Origin of the sequence: Gordonia sp. L191 (assembly GCF_030077625.1) — a bacterium.
GTDB classification, from domain to species: Bacteria; Actinomycetota; Actinomycetes; order Mycobacteriales; family Mycobacteriaceae; genus Gordonia; species Gordonia polyisoprenivorans_A.
Genome location: NZ_CP125996.1, coordinates 1026676 through 1042401 on the forward strand (window position 1 = coordinate 1026676; position 15726 = coordinate 1042401).

General features: G+C 67.2%; 11 protein-coding genes. 3 read left to right on the top strand and 8 right to left on the bottom strand.

The genetic code is table 11. The features are described from left to right. Positions 1–427: 427 nt before the first annotated feature. The 5 genes from QNM97_RS04740 to QNM97_RS04760 form a co-directional block, all read right to left on the bottom strand. On the bottom strand, positions 428–2749 hold the full coding sequence (locus QNM97_RS04740) for a heavy metal translocating P-type ATPase (protein WP_283821820.1): 2322 nt from the start codon (positions 2747–2749) through the stop codon (positions 428–430). Positions 2750–2917: 168 nt separating this feature from the next. Then, positions 2918–3469, bottom strand: a complete 552-nt coding sequence (locus QNM97_RS04745; RefSeq protein ID WP_283821821.1) for a sigma-70 family RNA polymerase sigma factor — start codon at positions 3467–3469, stop codon at positions 2918–2920. A 97-nt stretch (positions 3470–3566) separates the two neighbouring features. After that, positions 3567–4298, bottom strand: coding sequence for an aspartate/glutamate racemase family protein (locus QNM97_RS04750; RefSeq protein WP_283821822.1), 732 nt, complete (start codon positions 4296–4298; stop codon positions 3567–3569). Between the two features lie 46 nt (positions 4299–4344). Then, positions 4345–6003 (bottom strand): NCS1 family nucleobase:cation symporter-1, encoded by a 1659-nt coding sequence (locus tag QNM97_RS04755; protein WP_006367890.1) that lies wholly within the window; start codon positions 6001–6003, stop codon positions 4345–4347. A gap of 90 nt (positions 6004–6093) precedes the next feature. Continuing rightward, positions 6094–6513, bottom strand: coding sequence for a YbaB/EbfC family nucleoid-associated protein (locus QNM97_RS04760; protein ID WP_006367891.1), 420 nt, complete (start codon positions 6511–6513; stop codon positions 6094–6096). 109 nt (positions 6514–6622) lie between these two features. On the opposite strand from QNM97_RS04760, the gene QNM97_RS04765 reads away from it, so the two are divergent. The 3 genes from QNM97_RS04765 to QNM97_RS04775 are packed head-to-tail and all read left to right on the top strand — an operon-like array spanning position 6623 to position 10917. Next, positions 6623–6901: a hypothetical protein gene (locus tag QNM97_RS04765; RefSeq protein ID WP_006367892.1), complete on the top strand. Its 279-nt coding sequence runs from the start codon at positions 6623–6625 to the stop codon at positions 6899–6901. Between the two features lie 24 nt (positions 6902–6925). Continuing rightward, positions 6926–10210, top strand: a complete 3285-nt coding sequence (locus tag QNM97_RS04770) for a WXG100-like domain-containing protein (RefSeq protein ID WP_283821823.1) — start codon at positions 6926–6928, stop codon at positions 10208–10210. Continuing rightward, positions 10207–10917: a hypothetical protein gene (locus QNM97_RS04775; RefSeq protein WP_283821824.1), complete on the top strand. Its 711-nt coding sequence runs from the start codon at positions 10207–10209 to the stop codon at positions 10915–10917. Before QNM97_RS04770 ends, QNM97_RS04775 begins: the two co-directional genes overlap by 4 nt. 75 nt (positions 10918–10992) lie before the next feature. Here the strand turns inward: QNM97_RS04775 and QNM97_RS04780 are convergent, their stop codons facing one another. Genes QNM97_RS04780 through QNM97_RS04790 form a run of 3 tightly spaced genes read right to left on the bottom strand, consistent with a single transcriptional unit; the run spans position 10993 to position 15676 of the window. Further along, on the bottom strand, positions 10993–11697 hold the full coding sequence (locus tag QNM97_RS04780) for a GntR family transcriptional regulator (RefSeq protein WP_283821825.1): 705 nt from the start codon (positions 11695–11697) through the stop codon (positions 10993–10995). Further along, on the bottom strand, positions 11694–13877 hold the full coding sequence (locus QNM97_RS04785; protein ID WP_283821826.1) for a S9 family peptidase: 2184 nt from the start codon (positions 13875–13877) through the stop codon (positions 11694–11696). The genes QNM97_RS04780 and QNM97_RS04785 overlap by 4 nt, the downstream gene beginning before the upstream one ends. Continuing rightward, complete coding sequence (locus QNM97_RS04790; RefSeq protein WP_283821827.1) at positions 13874–15676, bottom strand: N-acetylglutaminylglutamine amidotransferase; 1803 nt, start codon at positions 15674–15676, stop codon at positions 13874–13876. The genes QNM97_RS04785 and QNM97_RS04790 overlap by 4 nt, the downstream gene beginning before the upstream one ends. Positions 15677–15726 lie beyond the last annotated feature (50 nt).

The window sequence follows — 15726 nt, forward strand, 5'->3', positions numbered from 1 at the left end:
CGTTTCACGATTCCGGAGATCGGTGAGCCGCTGCGGGTGGTGCGTGGTAACGAGGGCCCCGATCTCGTCGAGATGATGATCGCGGCGCGCGCAGACACCGCTGCGCCGCCGGCGCGGGGGAGCGAGAGTTCTTCGCGCACATGGTGGTTGATGGCCGGTGGTGCGGCCTTCGCGTCCGGTGCGCTGGCCGTGTCGATGGTCGTGACCCATGGGTCGGTGGTGACGATCTGCTTGTTTGTCGCCGCGATGCTGGTGACCGTCGGGTTGACGGTGCGTGCCCGGCGGTGACGTGGGCTGGTCCCCACCGGCGCGCCGTGTTCTTCCCGAAGAAATCCGTTCGTCCGCGGGAAATTTCCCGGGGAAGAACGAAACGCTGACGGAAGAACCGCGGGTGCCGCCCGTCAGCGTCCGTGGGAGCTGAAGCCGCTCAGCGTCGGGATTCGCCGAAGTGTTGCAGCCGCAGGCTGTTGGTGACGACGAACAGCGACGACAGCGCCATCGCGGCACCGGCGATCAGCGGGTTGAGGACGCCGAGCGCCGCGATCGGGATCGCGGCGACGTTGTAGCCGAACGCCCACACCAGGTTGGTGCGGATGGTGCGCTGGGTGGCCCCGGCGAGGCTGAGCGCGGCCGGTACGGCCCGGAGGTCGTCGCGGACCAGGATGACGTCTGCGGCGCCGATCGCGACGTCGGTGCCGCGGCCGATCGCGAGCCCGAGGTCGGCGGTCGCGAGTGCCGGGCCGTCGTTGATGCCGTCGCCGACCATCGCGACCGAATGCCCCTCGTCCTGCAGCGCGCGCAGGGTCTCGACCTTCTCATCGGGCAGTACCTCGGCGATGACGTCGTCGACGCCCACCGCCTCGGCGACCGCACGGGCGGCGCCCTCGTTGTCACCGGTCAGCAGGATCGTGCGCAGGCCGGCGGCCTTGAGCGCGGCGATCGCGGTGGCCGCCGACGTCTTGATGGTGTCGCCGACAGCGATGGCCGCGGCGGGCACATCGTCGACGACGACGTAGACCACGGTCTTGCCCTGTGCTTCGGCGTCGCGTCGGGCGCGGGCCAGCTCGGCGGGCACCACCAGCGCATGCGAGGCCCATCGGGGCGAGCCGACGCGGACCCGGTGGCCGTCGACGATGCCGCTGACGCCGCGTCCGGGTTCGGTGGTGAAGTCGGTGACCTCGGCGCGGTGTTCTTCGGTCACCGCGGCGGCGATCGCGGCGCCGACGGCGTGTTCGGAGGCCGCCTCGACCGCCGCGGCTCGTGCGAGGACCTCATCGGCGTCGAATCCCGGTGCAGGATGGATCGATTCGACCGACAGTGTGCCCTCGGTGACGGTGCCGGTCTTGTCGAAGACGACGGTGTCGATCAGACGTGAGGTGTCGAGGGTCTGGTGGCCCTTGAGGAAGATGCCGAGCTGCGCACCGCGTCCGGTGGCCACCATCACCGCGATCGGTGTGGCCAATCCCAGTGCGCACGGGCAGGCGATGATCAGCACGGCCAGGGCCGCCGACACCGCGCGGTCGGCGGGCTGACCGAGACCCAGCCAGACGGCCAGGGTCACCAGGGACAGGGCCACGACGATCGGGACGAACACCCCGGCGATCCGGTCGGCGAGGCGTTGGGCCCGGGCCTTGCCGGACTGGGCCTCCTCGACCAGCCGCATCATCCCGGCGAAGGCGGTGTCGGCGCCCACCGCGGCGGCCTCGACGATGAGCCGTCCGTTGAGGACGGTGGTGCCGCCGATGACGGCCTCGCCGGGGGTGACCTCGACAGGCCGGGATTCACCGGTCATCGCGCTCATGTCGATGGCCGCGCTGCCCTCGATCACCAGGCCATCGGTGCCGACGGTCTCGCCGGGCCGCACGACGAAGCGTTGCTCTTCGGAGAGTTCTTCGGCGGGGATGCGCATCTCGCGGCCGTCGGACAGGAGCACCGCGACGTCCTTCGCGCCGATCGCCGCGAGCGCCCGCAGTGCGCCACCGGCTCGTGAGCGGGCGCGCGCCTCGAAGTACCGGCCGGCCAGGACGAGGACGGTCACACCCGTGGCGACCTCGAGGTAGATCGAGTCGCTGCTCCAGATGGCATCCCACACACCGTGGGTGGTGGCGTTGGGGTCGGTGGTGAACATCGAGTACAACGACCAGCCGGTCGCGGCCAGCACACCCAGGGTGACCAGCGTTTCCATGGTCGCAGCCCCGGTGCGTAGATTCTTCGCCGCGACCCGGTAGAAGGGCCAGGCACACCAGGTGACGATCGGTGCGGCCATCGCGATGAGCAGCCACTGCCAGCCGGTGAACCGCGTCGAGGGCACCACCGCGAACACGATGGACAGATCGGCGAGCGGCACGAACAGCACCACCGCGACGGCCAGTCGCCGGAACAGGCGTTTCGCGTCGGCGGCGTCGGTGTCGGGAATCGTGGTGGGCACCTGCGGGCGGGGGGTCGCGCCGTAGCCGGCCTTGTCGACGACGGCGCAGAGGTCCTCGGTGCTCACCTGTGCCGGCGCCTCGATGGTCGCCACCCGCGTCGCGTAGTTGACCGATGCCTTCACGCCGTCGACCTTGTTGAGTTTGCGCTCCACGCGAGCCGCGCATGCCCCGCAGGTCATGCCGGTGACGTCGAGCTGACGCCGCTGGTCGATCGCCGGGTCGTCGGCCCCAATGGCCCCGGGGTTCGCACCGGCACCGGAGTTCGCAGTGGCCCCGGAGTTCGCATCGTGGTGCGGATTCACGTCGTGCAGGGTGGTCACATCATCCTCGATCTCTCGCCTCCGGCGTCCCGGGTCACCTCGCCTCTCGGGACCGTCGGAGCCTCACGCACACTCGTCCTCAGGATAGGTCGGTGACGTACACCGTCTGGTTCCCGACGAGTCGAGTGGTCTGCGTCACAGCGCGAGATGAGTGCGCGACGTCAGGCCTCAGACCGATCGACGGTGCGGTGTCGACGCGGCGATCAGGTATTCGCGAGCCCGGGCGACGCGGGAGCGGATGGTGCCGATCGGGGTGCCGGTGACCTCGGCGGCTTCTTGATAGGACAGGCCGAGGATCTGGGTGAGGACGAGCGCTTCACGACGTTCGGCGGGCAGATCCTCGAGGAGGAGGTTCACCTCCACCATGTCCTCCCAGCGGGGACGGGAGGTGCGGGCCTCGGCGGCCGAGATCCAGTCGACGCCTGGGCTGACCCGCGGGCGCGACCGGTCGTGCCGGACCTCGTCGGCGCAGACCCGTCGCGCGATCGACAACAGCCACGTCTTGGCGCTGGCCTCGGCCCGGAAGCGGGAGATGCTCTTCATCGCCCGCAGATAGGTCTCCTGGGTGAGATCGTCGGCGGTGCTCGCGTGCCCGAGGTGCGCGATGAACCGCCAGACGTCCTTCTGTGTGGCGCGGATGAATGCCGTCAGCGCCGCCCGGTCGCCGGTTGCCGCGCGCAACGCGGCACGCGTCAACTCGTCGTCGGGGCAGACATCCATGGCGCACACCCTATCGGGTCGCCGAACCGTGTCCGGCGTCCCACCCGTGCACCGGTCATCGGTGCACCGCCGCCCGGCATGCCCGCTGCGGGATGTCTCACCCCGGAGCACCCCAGTGGTGCAGCACCCCGCTGTAGCGCTTGGGTGGTGGCGAGGCGAACTCTCCGGACGCGGTACCGGTCCGCAGCCCCATCGCCGCCATCGCCGAGAGCATGCCGACCCCCGCGGCGACCCCGTCGACGACGGGCGCACCGATCTGCGAGGACATCCGCGCCGCCAGATCGGCCATGCCGGCACAGCCCAGGACGATGGCGTCGGAGCCGTCGTCGGCGAGTGCCTGCGCGCAGGCCTTGGCGAGGATGGCCTCGGTGTCGGGGTTGGATTCGAGGTCGAGCACCGGGATCTCGCATGCGTGGATACCGAGACAGCGATCGCTGAAACCGTAGTGCGAGACCAGGTCTCGTGCCCTGCCAATGGTGCGCGACAAGGTGGTGACGATGGAGAACCCGCGGCCGAGCGGGGCCGCGAGATGTACTGCGGCCTCGGCGATTCCGAGTACCGGTGCGACGGCGACCTCGCGGGCCGCATCGAGTCCCGGGTCGCCGAAGCAGGCCAGCAGGTAACCGTCGGCGTCGGGGTGGGCGGCGATCGCATCGAGGACGCCGGGCACCGCGAGCGCCTCGTCGTAATGACTTTCGATGGATTCGGGGCCGGTCGCGGAGGTGACCGCGACGATCTCGGCGTCGGCCCGTGCGACGGAGCGGGCGGCGGCCGAGATCACCGCGGTCATCTCTGCGGTGGTGTTGGGGTTGATGACGACGAGCCTCATGGCAGCGAGTTCACCATGTCGATCGGTCCCGCTGCCACCGGCGTCGTCATGCTGTCGTCACCGACGCGGTGCCCCCGTCGTCCTCGCCGTCGCCGACCGAGACGGTGGTCGGTTGGTCGTCGAGACTCATCGTGCCGTCGGCCGCCACCGAGATGTCACTGGTCGAGTGCGCGGTGACGCCGCCCGGAGCAGCCGCACGCCCGTACACGAATTCGTTGGGGGCCAACCGCATTCCGAGGTAGTAGATGACCAGCCCGGCGCCCGCGCCCATGAACCAGGTGAAGCTGGCCTCGTAGGCGGTGCCCCAGATGACGAAGGAGATCGGCAGGATCGAGGCGAGGATCACCGAGATCACCGCCACCGGATTCCAGCCGTTGCGGTAGAAGTAGGCGCCTTCGGGCTTGCGGGTGAACAGGTCGTCGACCACGATCTGTTGCTTTCTGACGAGATAGAAGTCGGCGATCAGGATGCCGAACAGCGGTCCGATCACCGCGCCGAGCGTATCCATCGTGTAGTGGATCGCGCTGGCGTTGTTGAACAGATTCCACGGGGTGATGAGCACCGAACCGACCGCGGCGATCATTCCGCCCATCCGCCAGGTGATCTTGGTCGGTGCGACGTTGGAGAAGTCGAAGGCGGGGGAGACGAAGTTCGCGACGATGTTGATGCCGATGGTGGCGATGGCGAAGGTCAGCACGCCCAACACGGCGGCGGTGGTGTTGTCGATCTGGTCGACGATGTGGACCGGGTCGGTGACGATCTTGCCGTCGCTGTCCCGGCCGATCACGGTGGCGCCGGCCGAGACCGTGCAGACCACGAGGAGGGAGAAGAACAAGAAGTTGACCGGCAGACCCCAGAAGTTGCCCTTCTTGACCTCACCGAAGGTCTTGCCGTAGCGGGAGAAGTCGCCGAAGTTGAGCATCGGGCCCGAGAAGTACGACACCACAAGGGCGAACGCACTGATCATCGCCGTCACCGACGCCCAGCCGGTGGTTCCCGACCCTTCCGACAGATCGAAGTGGACATTGCTCCATCCGGCCTTGACGATGAGGTACGCCGCCAGCGCGATCATCACGACATACACTGCAGGACCGCAGAAGTCGATGAACTTGCGGATGGTGTCCATGCCGTTCCAGAAGACGATCGCCTGCAGCACCCACATCAGGACGAAGCCGGCCCAGCCCAACGGCGACAGACCCAGGAACGAGTGTGTTCCGGTGTCGCCGTACTGCTCCAGGGACGGCCAGAACTTCAACGCCAGCAGGCCGAAGGCGACTGAGGCGAGATAGGTCTGGATGCCGTACCAGACCACCGCGATGACACCGCGGATGATCGCCGGGATGTTGGCGCCCTTGACGCCGAAGCAGATTCGCGTCGTCACCGGATAGGGCACGCCTGCTTTCTGCGAGGGCTTGGCGACGAGATTGCACAGCAGGTTGACCGCCACGATGCCGACGAGCAGTGCCACGAGGACCTGCCAGGCGGCGATGCCGAGCGCGAAGAGGCTGCCCGCGAACACGTATCCGCCGACGCTGTGCACATCGGACATCCAAAACGCGAAGATGTTGTACCAGGTCCACTTCTGCTCTTTGAGTGGAGCGAGGTCCTCGTTGGTCAGAGATGGGTCATAGCCGGGCTTGATGACACTGTCGCCCGCGGCGCTGTGATGCGTCTGCGCCGCAGCGGAGTCGGTGGTTGCGGACATGGGATTGGCTCCTCACACGAATGGTTGAGGAACAACCTACGAACGCTTTGTTACCCGACGATTACTCGACGGATATATTCTCCCCGGCCGTCAGGTGGTTCGGCGGCGGCGCTCCTCGGCATTCGGTGGCGCCAGCGACACCTCGGGTTCGATGCCGCGGAACTGTTCGAGACCCTCGATTCGGGGGCCGTCCTTGGTGGCGTGCTCCCAGAGCTGATTCTGCAGCGCCGTGGCCTTCGCCGCGACCGCGCGTGCGGCTTTCTGTGTGGCCTCGGTGACCGAGGCGGCCAGCTCGTCGGGGGTGACGGTGTGCAGATCGTCGAGGTCGATGTGGGTGTCGATGACCACGCCGCGGGCATTGACCCAGATACGGACGTGCTCGTCGGATGACCACGCGTCGGCGGTGAGCGCGCGCAGGCGCTCGGTGATCGCGGCGGTCTCGTTGCGGAATCGATGCACGCTGCCGGCGATCTCGTCGATGATCGATTCGAAGTCGAGAGGCGAACCCATGGCCGCCATTGTGCCCGGTGTGCCCGAACGCCGGCGACCTGCCGCCGCCACGTCGGTGTGTTAGCTTCGATAACCAGTTGTGAGACGTGAATTCGACTGTGGGGGAAGAATGTCCGATTTCTGGATGCGGCCGGAGTTCGCCGGCGCCGCCGATCGGTTCGCCGAGGCCGCGAGCAGTGTGTCCGAGCAGTCCGCCAAGCTCGACGAGGGCGGCGCCCCCTGGGGTGAGGACAAACTGGGCAGTGCCTTCTCGTCGAAGTTCGTACCCGACCTGCATCAAGTATTGACCAACCTGTCGAACATGGCGACCAAGCTGAACAACGAGGGCGAGGCGGTGACGCGGGTCGCCGAGTCGGTCACGCGGGCTGATCAGGGTTTTGGTGGGTGATCGCGCGCGCCGTGGGGCGCGGCGGTGACCATCGGGTTGCCGGGCTGGCTGACGTGGCTCGGCGACAAGATGGGCGAGAAGTTCCCCGACGGTGACGAGGACGCGCTGCGCCGGCTCGCGCAGCAGTTCCGTGAGGTGGCCGACGGCCTGGAGTCGGAGTCGCTCTCGTCGACGCGCACGGCGATCTCGACCGCGCTCGACAACATCGAAGGTCGTACACGTGAGGCGATGGAGACCGAATACTCGTCGCTCACCTCGGGGGACGCGTCGATCCAGACGCTGGTCTCGCAGGTGCGGTCGTTGGCCGACGGCTTGGAGAACATGGGCACCGAGGTCCAGTTCACCAAGGAGATGTACATCGCGAACCTGATCGTGCTGGCGGCCACGATCGTCACGTTGATGGCAACCGCATGGCTCAACTGGTCGGCGCCGGCCGAGGTGGCGGTGGCCATCACCGCCACGCGCGCGGTGATCACGCGACTGGTGCTCGAGACGCTCGGGCGCATCGTCAGTGAGCAGGTGGCGCGCGTGATCGCCGACATGGCGTTCAACATGGTGGTCGGCGCGGCCCTGAACTCCGCGATCTCGTCCGGCATGGATCTGGCCGTCCAGGGAATCCAAAACCTGCAGGGCACACGGCACGGGATCGATTGGGGCCGTGTGGGTGCCGACGCCGAATCCGCGGCGATCACCGGTGTGCTCGCCGGCGGTGTCGGGGCAGGTCTGGGACGGATCGCCCCGAACGTCGACGGGGTGATCCGCAACTATGCGCAGGGTGTGGTGGCCAACACCGCCGGAATGGTTGGGGCGCAGGAGATCACGACCGGACATGTCGACCTCGGGTCTGCGGTACAGGCCGGGATGGTCTTCGGTGGTGTCGATGCGCTCGGCCGAGAACTTCATGCCAACACGCCCGACACCGCCGGTGAGCAGCCGAATTCAGGTCTCGCAGAAGGCGAGTTGTCGCCTGATCTGATGGCCGAACTCCACCGGGGCGGGGCTTCGGTGGACACCGTCGGCGACACGGCTGGGGTACACCCGGAGTCGGGTACGACGGCGACTGGTCCCGCGAGTCACGAGGCCGGTGACAGCACGGCTCGTGGTGTGCAGGAGTCGACGGGGGGAACCGATTCGGGCGGGCGCGCCATGGAGTCGGCCCCTCACCCGCCATCCGACGCCGGCGCGGGGGATCGGGGCGCCACGTCCGGTGCATCGACGGCGGGCCCGGCAGTGGCGCCGACGGCGTCGTCGGCATCCGGAAGTGGTACGGCGACGGCGGGTGACGCACGGTCGGCGGGGGTGGCACCGAGAACGGATGCTTCGCCGCGTCCGAGTGCTTCGTTGACGTCGGGCGCGGACGGCGCCCGGTCGGGCGGGGGCGCGGGCACCCCGGTGGCCCGCATCGCCGATTCTCCGGTCACGCCCGTGACCCGATCGGAACCGGCTGTCGGGGCGGTGCCGCCGGAGGGGGAGCGGGGCACGCCCGTCACCGATGTCGGTGGTGCGCAACCGGCGCCGACGCCCACGCACGTGGGCGGCGATGAACCGGCACCCGGCCCCAGTGACCTACGGGCCGCGAACACACCGACCGCTGATGAGTCGGGTGGCCCGAGTGGCACGACCGCCGAACCGGACGACCGGGCCGGATCGGCCGGCACACCATCGCCCGCGACACCCGTGCCCGACGCGCCGCCGGGTCGTGCCCATTCGACGGAGACGGCCGCAGGCTCGGAGAGGTCCGGCGGTACGGGCCGGGACACCGCTCAGGTATCGAAGGAGCCTGCCCGCCAACCGGAATCGGGAAAGACGGCGCCGGAGCCGCGGACGCAGGAGCCGCGGTCGTCGCGGGTGCCCGAGGAACTCGGACGGCCACAGGCGTCGGATGTCGGCGGAGGGCGGCCGTCGCGTTCTGCGGGTGAGCCGGTAGCCACGGCGAAGGGCGGCGGCGGCAACCCGCAGGCGGGCTCCGACGTCACAGACCGGGGGCTTGTGGGAGGTGGCGTGGCGCCCGATGGCCACACCGCGGCCCACGACCCCTACGAACCGGAGTCGGGCGCGGAGACGTGTGCCGCCGACGTGCTCGACTACTTGTCGGAGACGACCGGGCATGAGTTCGTGCTGCCCAACGAACCCACTGCGGTGGGGATCGCCGCGCGCGATCTGTTCGAGGCGATCGGCTCGGAGGCTCTGCCGGACTCGTATGCGGGTATCCACGACACTCTGCTCGACCTCGGTGACGGTGCGCAGGCGCTCATCGCGTCACGGTGGGCCGGCGATGCGGAGGGGCTGGGCGGACACGCATACGTTGCGGTCAACGACGCCGGGGCCGTCCACCTCGTTGACCTGGTGACCGGGGCGCGGTCGGGGTGGCCGCCGCATTGGGGTGAAGAGAACGTCGGCATCGTCGTGGCGGGCTACTTCCACCCGGATGGCACTGCGGTTCACCCGTTGTTCGGGGAGGCAGGCCTGCATGCCGCGCTCGAGGTCGGTGAGGTCGGTGCCGGCCCGCGGTCACGGTGGATCGACCCGGGGCGTGGCGAGCCGGTGAGCGTGATCGAGCGGCGCGATCTTGGCGTTGGCGTTGACGGGACGCCGGTGCGCGAGAGGGTATTCGATGAGTGGACCGCTCGTATTGAACCCAAACTGGATCCGGACGGGTTGGGAACGGAGCATGCCGATTTCCGGGAGGTGGCCCGTCACGAGCGTGAGCTGGAGTATCCGGTGGGTGCGCATCCGGTGTATCCGGAGAATCGGGTGATTGAGACGACTACGGGTGTGGGTGGTAACGAGTTGACGTTGATCACCGCGTTCGGGGAGAACGGTGTGGAGGTGCCGGTGGGTGGCACGGTGGTGATCGGTGAGGTGTTTGATCGGGTGGATCGGCCGGGTGCGGAGGTGGCGGCGCAGGAGTGGGCTGCGCGGGGGCAGGGTGTGCAGGAGGTGTTCGACACCGATCAGGGTGGGCATGTGTTCGGTTTCCGGTTTGTGTTGGCGCAGGGGTTGCGCAACATGTTTGCTCAGGACGGGCATTTCAATACGCAGCCGTATCGGGTGATGGAGAATGAATGGGCTGATTTCGCCCGGTATGGGGCACGGGTGGAGGTGACGATCGACCTGGATGCGCCGGTGGTGGGGGAGAGACCGGAGGAGGTGATCGTCGCCGGTAGAGCCTATTCGGCCGCGTCCGGTCGGCCATTACTAGGTGTTAAGCTCGGTGATACCTTCGACAATAAAAGTCGGCAAACCTATACTCGTCAGTACTATAAACGCGAAATCTTGTCCAGGATCGAGAGGGCGGATGCGATATGACTGGAAGCGGCTCGCTGACAATGTTGCTCGAACGTCTTGGTGCTCAAATTGGTCAAATTGTCGTGGGCAGTTCGGGTGAGCTCTCTGATGGTCCTTGGGACAGGTTTGTCTGGGTCGGACACTTTGATCCTGGCCATTCTCGTTGGACTGATATTGCCCTCTTTGAGGGACGGGTAATTGATGATCGGTTCGCGGATTTGTCGATGGTTGATACAAAGCGCGTGCTAAGGCTTGTTAAAGAGCTTCGCCATGATTACCCGGTGCCTTTGTGGTTGTTTGATGCGTTGGTGGTGGTGGTGGATCGGGATCCGGTGCGGGGTGTGGTGCATGTGTTGTGTGGTGACGTGGCCGCGGATTTTGAGGCGTCGATGGCGACGGCGGGTGAGGTGAAGGCGCGGGCGATTGACATGTTTGGGGATTTGTCGGAGCCGTCGGTGGTGTGTGGTCGGCCGATTGTGGTGGGTGATGGTGGGTCGGCGGTGGATCGGGTGGCGGCGTTTGTGGCGGTGAGTCCGGTGTTGGGGTTTGTGGTGGAGGATGCGGTGGTGTCTCGGGTGGATGGTGGGTGGCGGGTGTTTGTGCGGGATCGTCCGGGTGAGGTTTGGGTGGATCGGACGTATTTTTTGGTTGGTGATGATGGTGGGGTGTTTCCGGTGTCGTCGGGTGAGCCGCCAGCGGAGGCGGTGGCCAGGTTGCTGGGCCGGTGACGATTACGGACTCCCCGGCAGGCTGCTCCGCGTTCGTCGGACGGGTGCGCACTGATCCGATCGGTGGCGCGGCCGTCACTCGGGTGGAAGGCCGAGACGGTCCGCGGTCTCCAGGATCGCGGTCTCCAGGCGAGCGTGGTGAGTATTCGCCACGTCGAGTACGGCGCTGACGTCGCGAGCGGTGAATCCGTCCAGCAGAGCCGCATGGTCGGCGTTCAGGAGCTCCTGGGTGGCCGAGCTCACGCTGCGCATGATCTGGAACGGCTCGGTCAGATTCCACGTCGACTCGAACATCGACAACAAACGTGGCATCGCGCACGGCGCGGTCAGACACATGTGGAACTGCCTCGACACGTCGTGAAACGACTTGCCGTCGCCCCACTTGGTGGCGGTCACCAGTTGCTCGTGGCAGCCACGTGCGGCTGCGATATCGGCCTCGGAGACACGGTCGACGGCCTGGGCGAGCGCGGCCTGTTCGAGGACGCCGCGAACGAAGTAGATCTCCTTGAGTTCGTCGGTCGACAACGAACTCACCCGATATCCGGAATTGCGCTGGTGGACAACCAGTCCCTCTCCGACGAGAGTCTTGAGTGCCTCCCGCACGGGGATCGGACTCACACGAAAGGCGTCGGCGACCTCACCCGGGGGAATGACGGTGCCCGGCGGTGCGCCACCGGAGAGGATCAGTCGGCGCAACTCCTCCTCGATGTTCGCGTGCTCGTGATGTGATCGGACCTCGACGAGCTTCGCGACCAGGAGATTGGGCCGACGGCGGTTCACGACAGCCGGGCCTGATCCGACACCGAATCCGTGGCATCCCAGCCGAATTCGGCGGCGCGGGCCAGCCGGTGCGATTCGGCGTGGGCGGCCGCGGCCGAGGGATGACGCAAGACCCAATCGGCAACCGCATTGGTCAGTCGCTGCTGATTGTCGCGCTTGACGATCTCGTGGCCCTCGTCACCGAACATCAGCAACTCGGCCACCCGACCACGAGACCGCAATTCGTGCACGATCTGCTGCGATTCACTGACCGGAACGTTGGTGTCGTGGGCGCCGTGAATCACCAGCAACGGAGCGCACACCTCGTCGATCCGGTGGATCGGGGACAGGTCACGCAGCAGTTCGCGATCTGACTCCGGATGACCGTACTTGGTGTAGGCGGCCACCGCGATCCACGGCTCGGTGTTGCGGAAGAACGACTCGAGATCGCTCATACCGCAGATCGCGATGCCGGCCGCGAAGAGCTGGGGGTGAAAAGTCAAGCACGCCAATGTCAGATAGCCACCATAGGACCGCCCCGACACGTAGAGCGCGTCGGGATCGGCGATACCGGCATCGACGAGATACTCGGCGCAATCGGCCGCGTCGTCGATCCCCGCGTACCGGCCGTAGCGGTCGTCGGCGTGTGAGAACAGACGCCCGTTTCCCGAGGACCCGCGCACGTTGGGAGCGAACACCCCGATGCCGGCGTCGACGAGCGGACCGAACAGGAAGTGATAGTCGGGCCGGGTCTGTGCCTCGGGGCCACCGTGAAAATACAACAGGTACGGGGTCGGACGGTCGTCGGCGTCGGATGAGCGCTGTGCTGGCCGAAACAGCCAGCCCGACAACGGCATCCCATCGCGCGCGGAGAAATCGTGCAACTCGGGCCGCAGGGTGTGCGACGGGCCGGTGCCGGTCACCATGTCGTCGCGGACCGGGGTGACCTCCCGGCTCGCGGTGTTGATCAGATGCACCAGCGGCGAGCGCTGCGGACTCGACACCGTCACCGCGATGAGAGTGCCCGCCGCGCTGATCGACAACTCCGACGCCACGTCACCCGGCAGTGGAATCGGATCGTGCAGTGTCTGATCGGGAAGCGTCATGATCTGTAACTCGCTGTGCCCGTCGGTGTTCCACAACATCGCGACCGTTGATTGGTCGTGGGAGACCGCGAAGGCGTCGAGGCCGCAGCCCGCGCGCTGTGCCAGCACCCGGAAGCGGGTTCCGGTGCGGGCCACCTCCACACCGAGTAGGCGCGGATACTTGGCGTCGAAGTCACTGCGCACCACGGCTTGTACCGAGTCGAGATCACGCTCGGCGTCACCGGGCGGCCCGACGAACACCAGCGACGGGTGGTCGAAGCCCTGGTCGAGAATGTACCCGTCGTCGGTCACCGAACCCGGATCGTTGGGCAACAGTGTGCTCATCTCGACCTCCGGCTCGTCCTCGCGGGCCCCGACCGCGGGCGCCGGACGCAGCGGACGCGCCGAACGCCGGACGTGACCATCGAGCGGACCGGCCGATCCCGTGCCGTCCTGGCGATCCCGGCGTCGCAACAGCAGCATGTCGTGGTAACCGCGCGGGCCGACACGCAGCAGTGTGGCGCCCTTCCACGAGTCGATCAGTGCGCCACCGACACGCACGTCGAGGGTCTGGGTGGTGCCCGTGCTCGGATGAATCCGCAGCGAGTGCGCGGTGCCGTCGGTCGCCGTGGCGGTGATCAGGACCCAATCGGTGTCCCAACCGACGAGGGTCACCGTACCGAAAGACCGCCCCGCACCCGCGGTGTAGGGATTGCCGTCGGGACGGATGGCGGCGACGCGATGAGCGGTCTCGTCGTCGGGATCGGTCGTCACGACCCACACCTGGTGGTGCTCACCGCCACCGGGCGCCAACTCCACCGCGAGCCACTGTCCGTCGCTGGAATGCACGAGCTTGCGCACCGGTCCGGTCGCCGGCACCCGCACCCACCGCAGTTCGCCGACCCCGTCGGGAGTCAGAACCCGCTGTGCCGCACGCGGATAACCGGTCCCGTCGTCGACGATGTAGGCGAATGCCGACCCGTCCGGCGAGACCGACGGACCGTACGTGTGCCACCCGTTCTCGTCGAAGCGCACCGAGAACGCGGGGTCGGGGACGCCGGCGGCGATGGAATCGGGTGTCGACGCCTGCGCGCCGGGCGGAACGGACGGCGTCACGGTGCGGTGAGACCTTCCATGGTCTGCAACCACATCTCGAGCATCGCGACCTGCCACAGCTCGTTGCCGTCGAGGCGAGTGCGAATCCCGTTGGGATCTGCGAACAGTCGGTCGAGCGCGGCCGGCCGGTACAGCCCGCGGTCGGTTGCTGAGCGCGTCTTGAGTACATCGGCGACGAGATCGAAGACCTCGCCCTCGAGGTGGCGGATACCCGGCACCGGAAAGTACCCCTTGGTGCGGTCGATGACGGCCGAGGGCAGCAACGCGCGACTGGCCTCCTTCAGTACGCCCTTACCGCCATGTGCCAGTTTGAGATCCGGCGGGCAGGTGGCGGCGAGCTCGACGAACTCGTGGTCGAGGAACGGCACGCGTGCTTCGAGTCCCCAGGCCATGGTCATCGTGTCGACCCGCTTGACCGGGTCGTCGACCAGCATGACCGTGGTATCGAGGCGCAGCGCTGCGTCGACCGAGGTGTGCGCACCCGGGGCCGACTGATGGGCCAGTGCGAACTCCCAACTGGGGTCGAAATCGCGCTCCTCCAACAGATAGTCGTCGGCGAGGATCGCGGCGATCTCCTCGTGCGACCGATCGAAGAAGACCTCACGGTAGGCCTTCGTCGTCTCCGGGCGCGCGATACCGGCCAGCGGTGGATACCAGGAGTAACCACCGAGGATCTCGTCGGCACCCTGCCCGGACTGCACCACCTTGATGGACTTGCTCACCTCCTCGGAGAGCAGATAGAACGCGACGCAATCGTGGCTGACCATCGGCTCACTCATTGCGGCGATCGTGTCGCCGACGGCGGGCAGCAGCCGGTCGGTGCCGATGTGGATCTTGTGATGATCGGTGCCGAAGGTATCGGCGATGAGATCGGAGTAGGCGTACTCATCGCCCGATTCGCCTGCTGCGGAATCGAATCCGATGCTGAATGTGGCGAGGTCGGTCTGGCCCTGCTCGGCCAGCAGCGCCACCACCAGTGACGAGTCGATGCCCCCGGACAGCAACACCCCGACCGGGACGTCGGCGACCATCCGACGCCGCACCGAGGTGCGCAGGGAATCCATCAACTCGTGCTGCCAGCGTTTCTCGTCCCAGTCGGCCCGATCGGCATGTCGGGCGAACACCGGCTCCCAGTACCGGCGCTCGGTGCTGCGGCCATCGCGGGTGATGGTCCGGACGGTGGCCGGAGGCAATTTGCGGATGCCGTTGTACATGGTGTGCGGCGCCGGAACCACCGCGTGAAAGCTGAAATAGTGGTGCAGCGCGACCCGGTCGATGGAGGTGTCGACGTCCCCGGCCCGCAGCAGCGCCTGCAACGACGACGCGAACCGCAACCGCCCGGGGGTTTCCGCCAGATACAACGGCTTGATGCCCAGACGATCGCGAGCCAGGGTCACCGTGCCCGAATCGGTGTCGACGACGGCGAACGCGAACATCCCGATCAGGCGCTCGACGCAGTCGGCGCCCCACGCGTGAAAGGCCTTGAGGATGACCTCGGAATCGGCGTGGGAGAAGAATCGGTAGCCCTTGCCCTCGAGTTCGTGGCGCAACTCCTGATAGTTGTAGATGCAGCCGTTGAACACCAACGCCAGCCCCAACTCGGGATCGACCATCGGCTGACCGCCCCGCTCGGACAGGTCGATGATCTTCAGACGCCGATGCCCCAGCGCCACATTGCCTTTCATGTAGACCCCGGAGGCGTCCGGGCCCCGTCGCGTCATTGCGGCGGTCATCGCGTCGACGGAAGAGACGTCGGGCGCGGACCCGTCGAAGCGGATCTCGCCGCAGACTCCACACATGAAATAGCAACCTTTCGTCTCCATGTCGCGGCAGACGCGACGTCATCGTC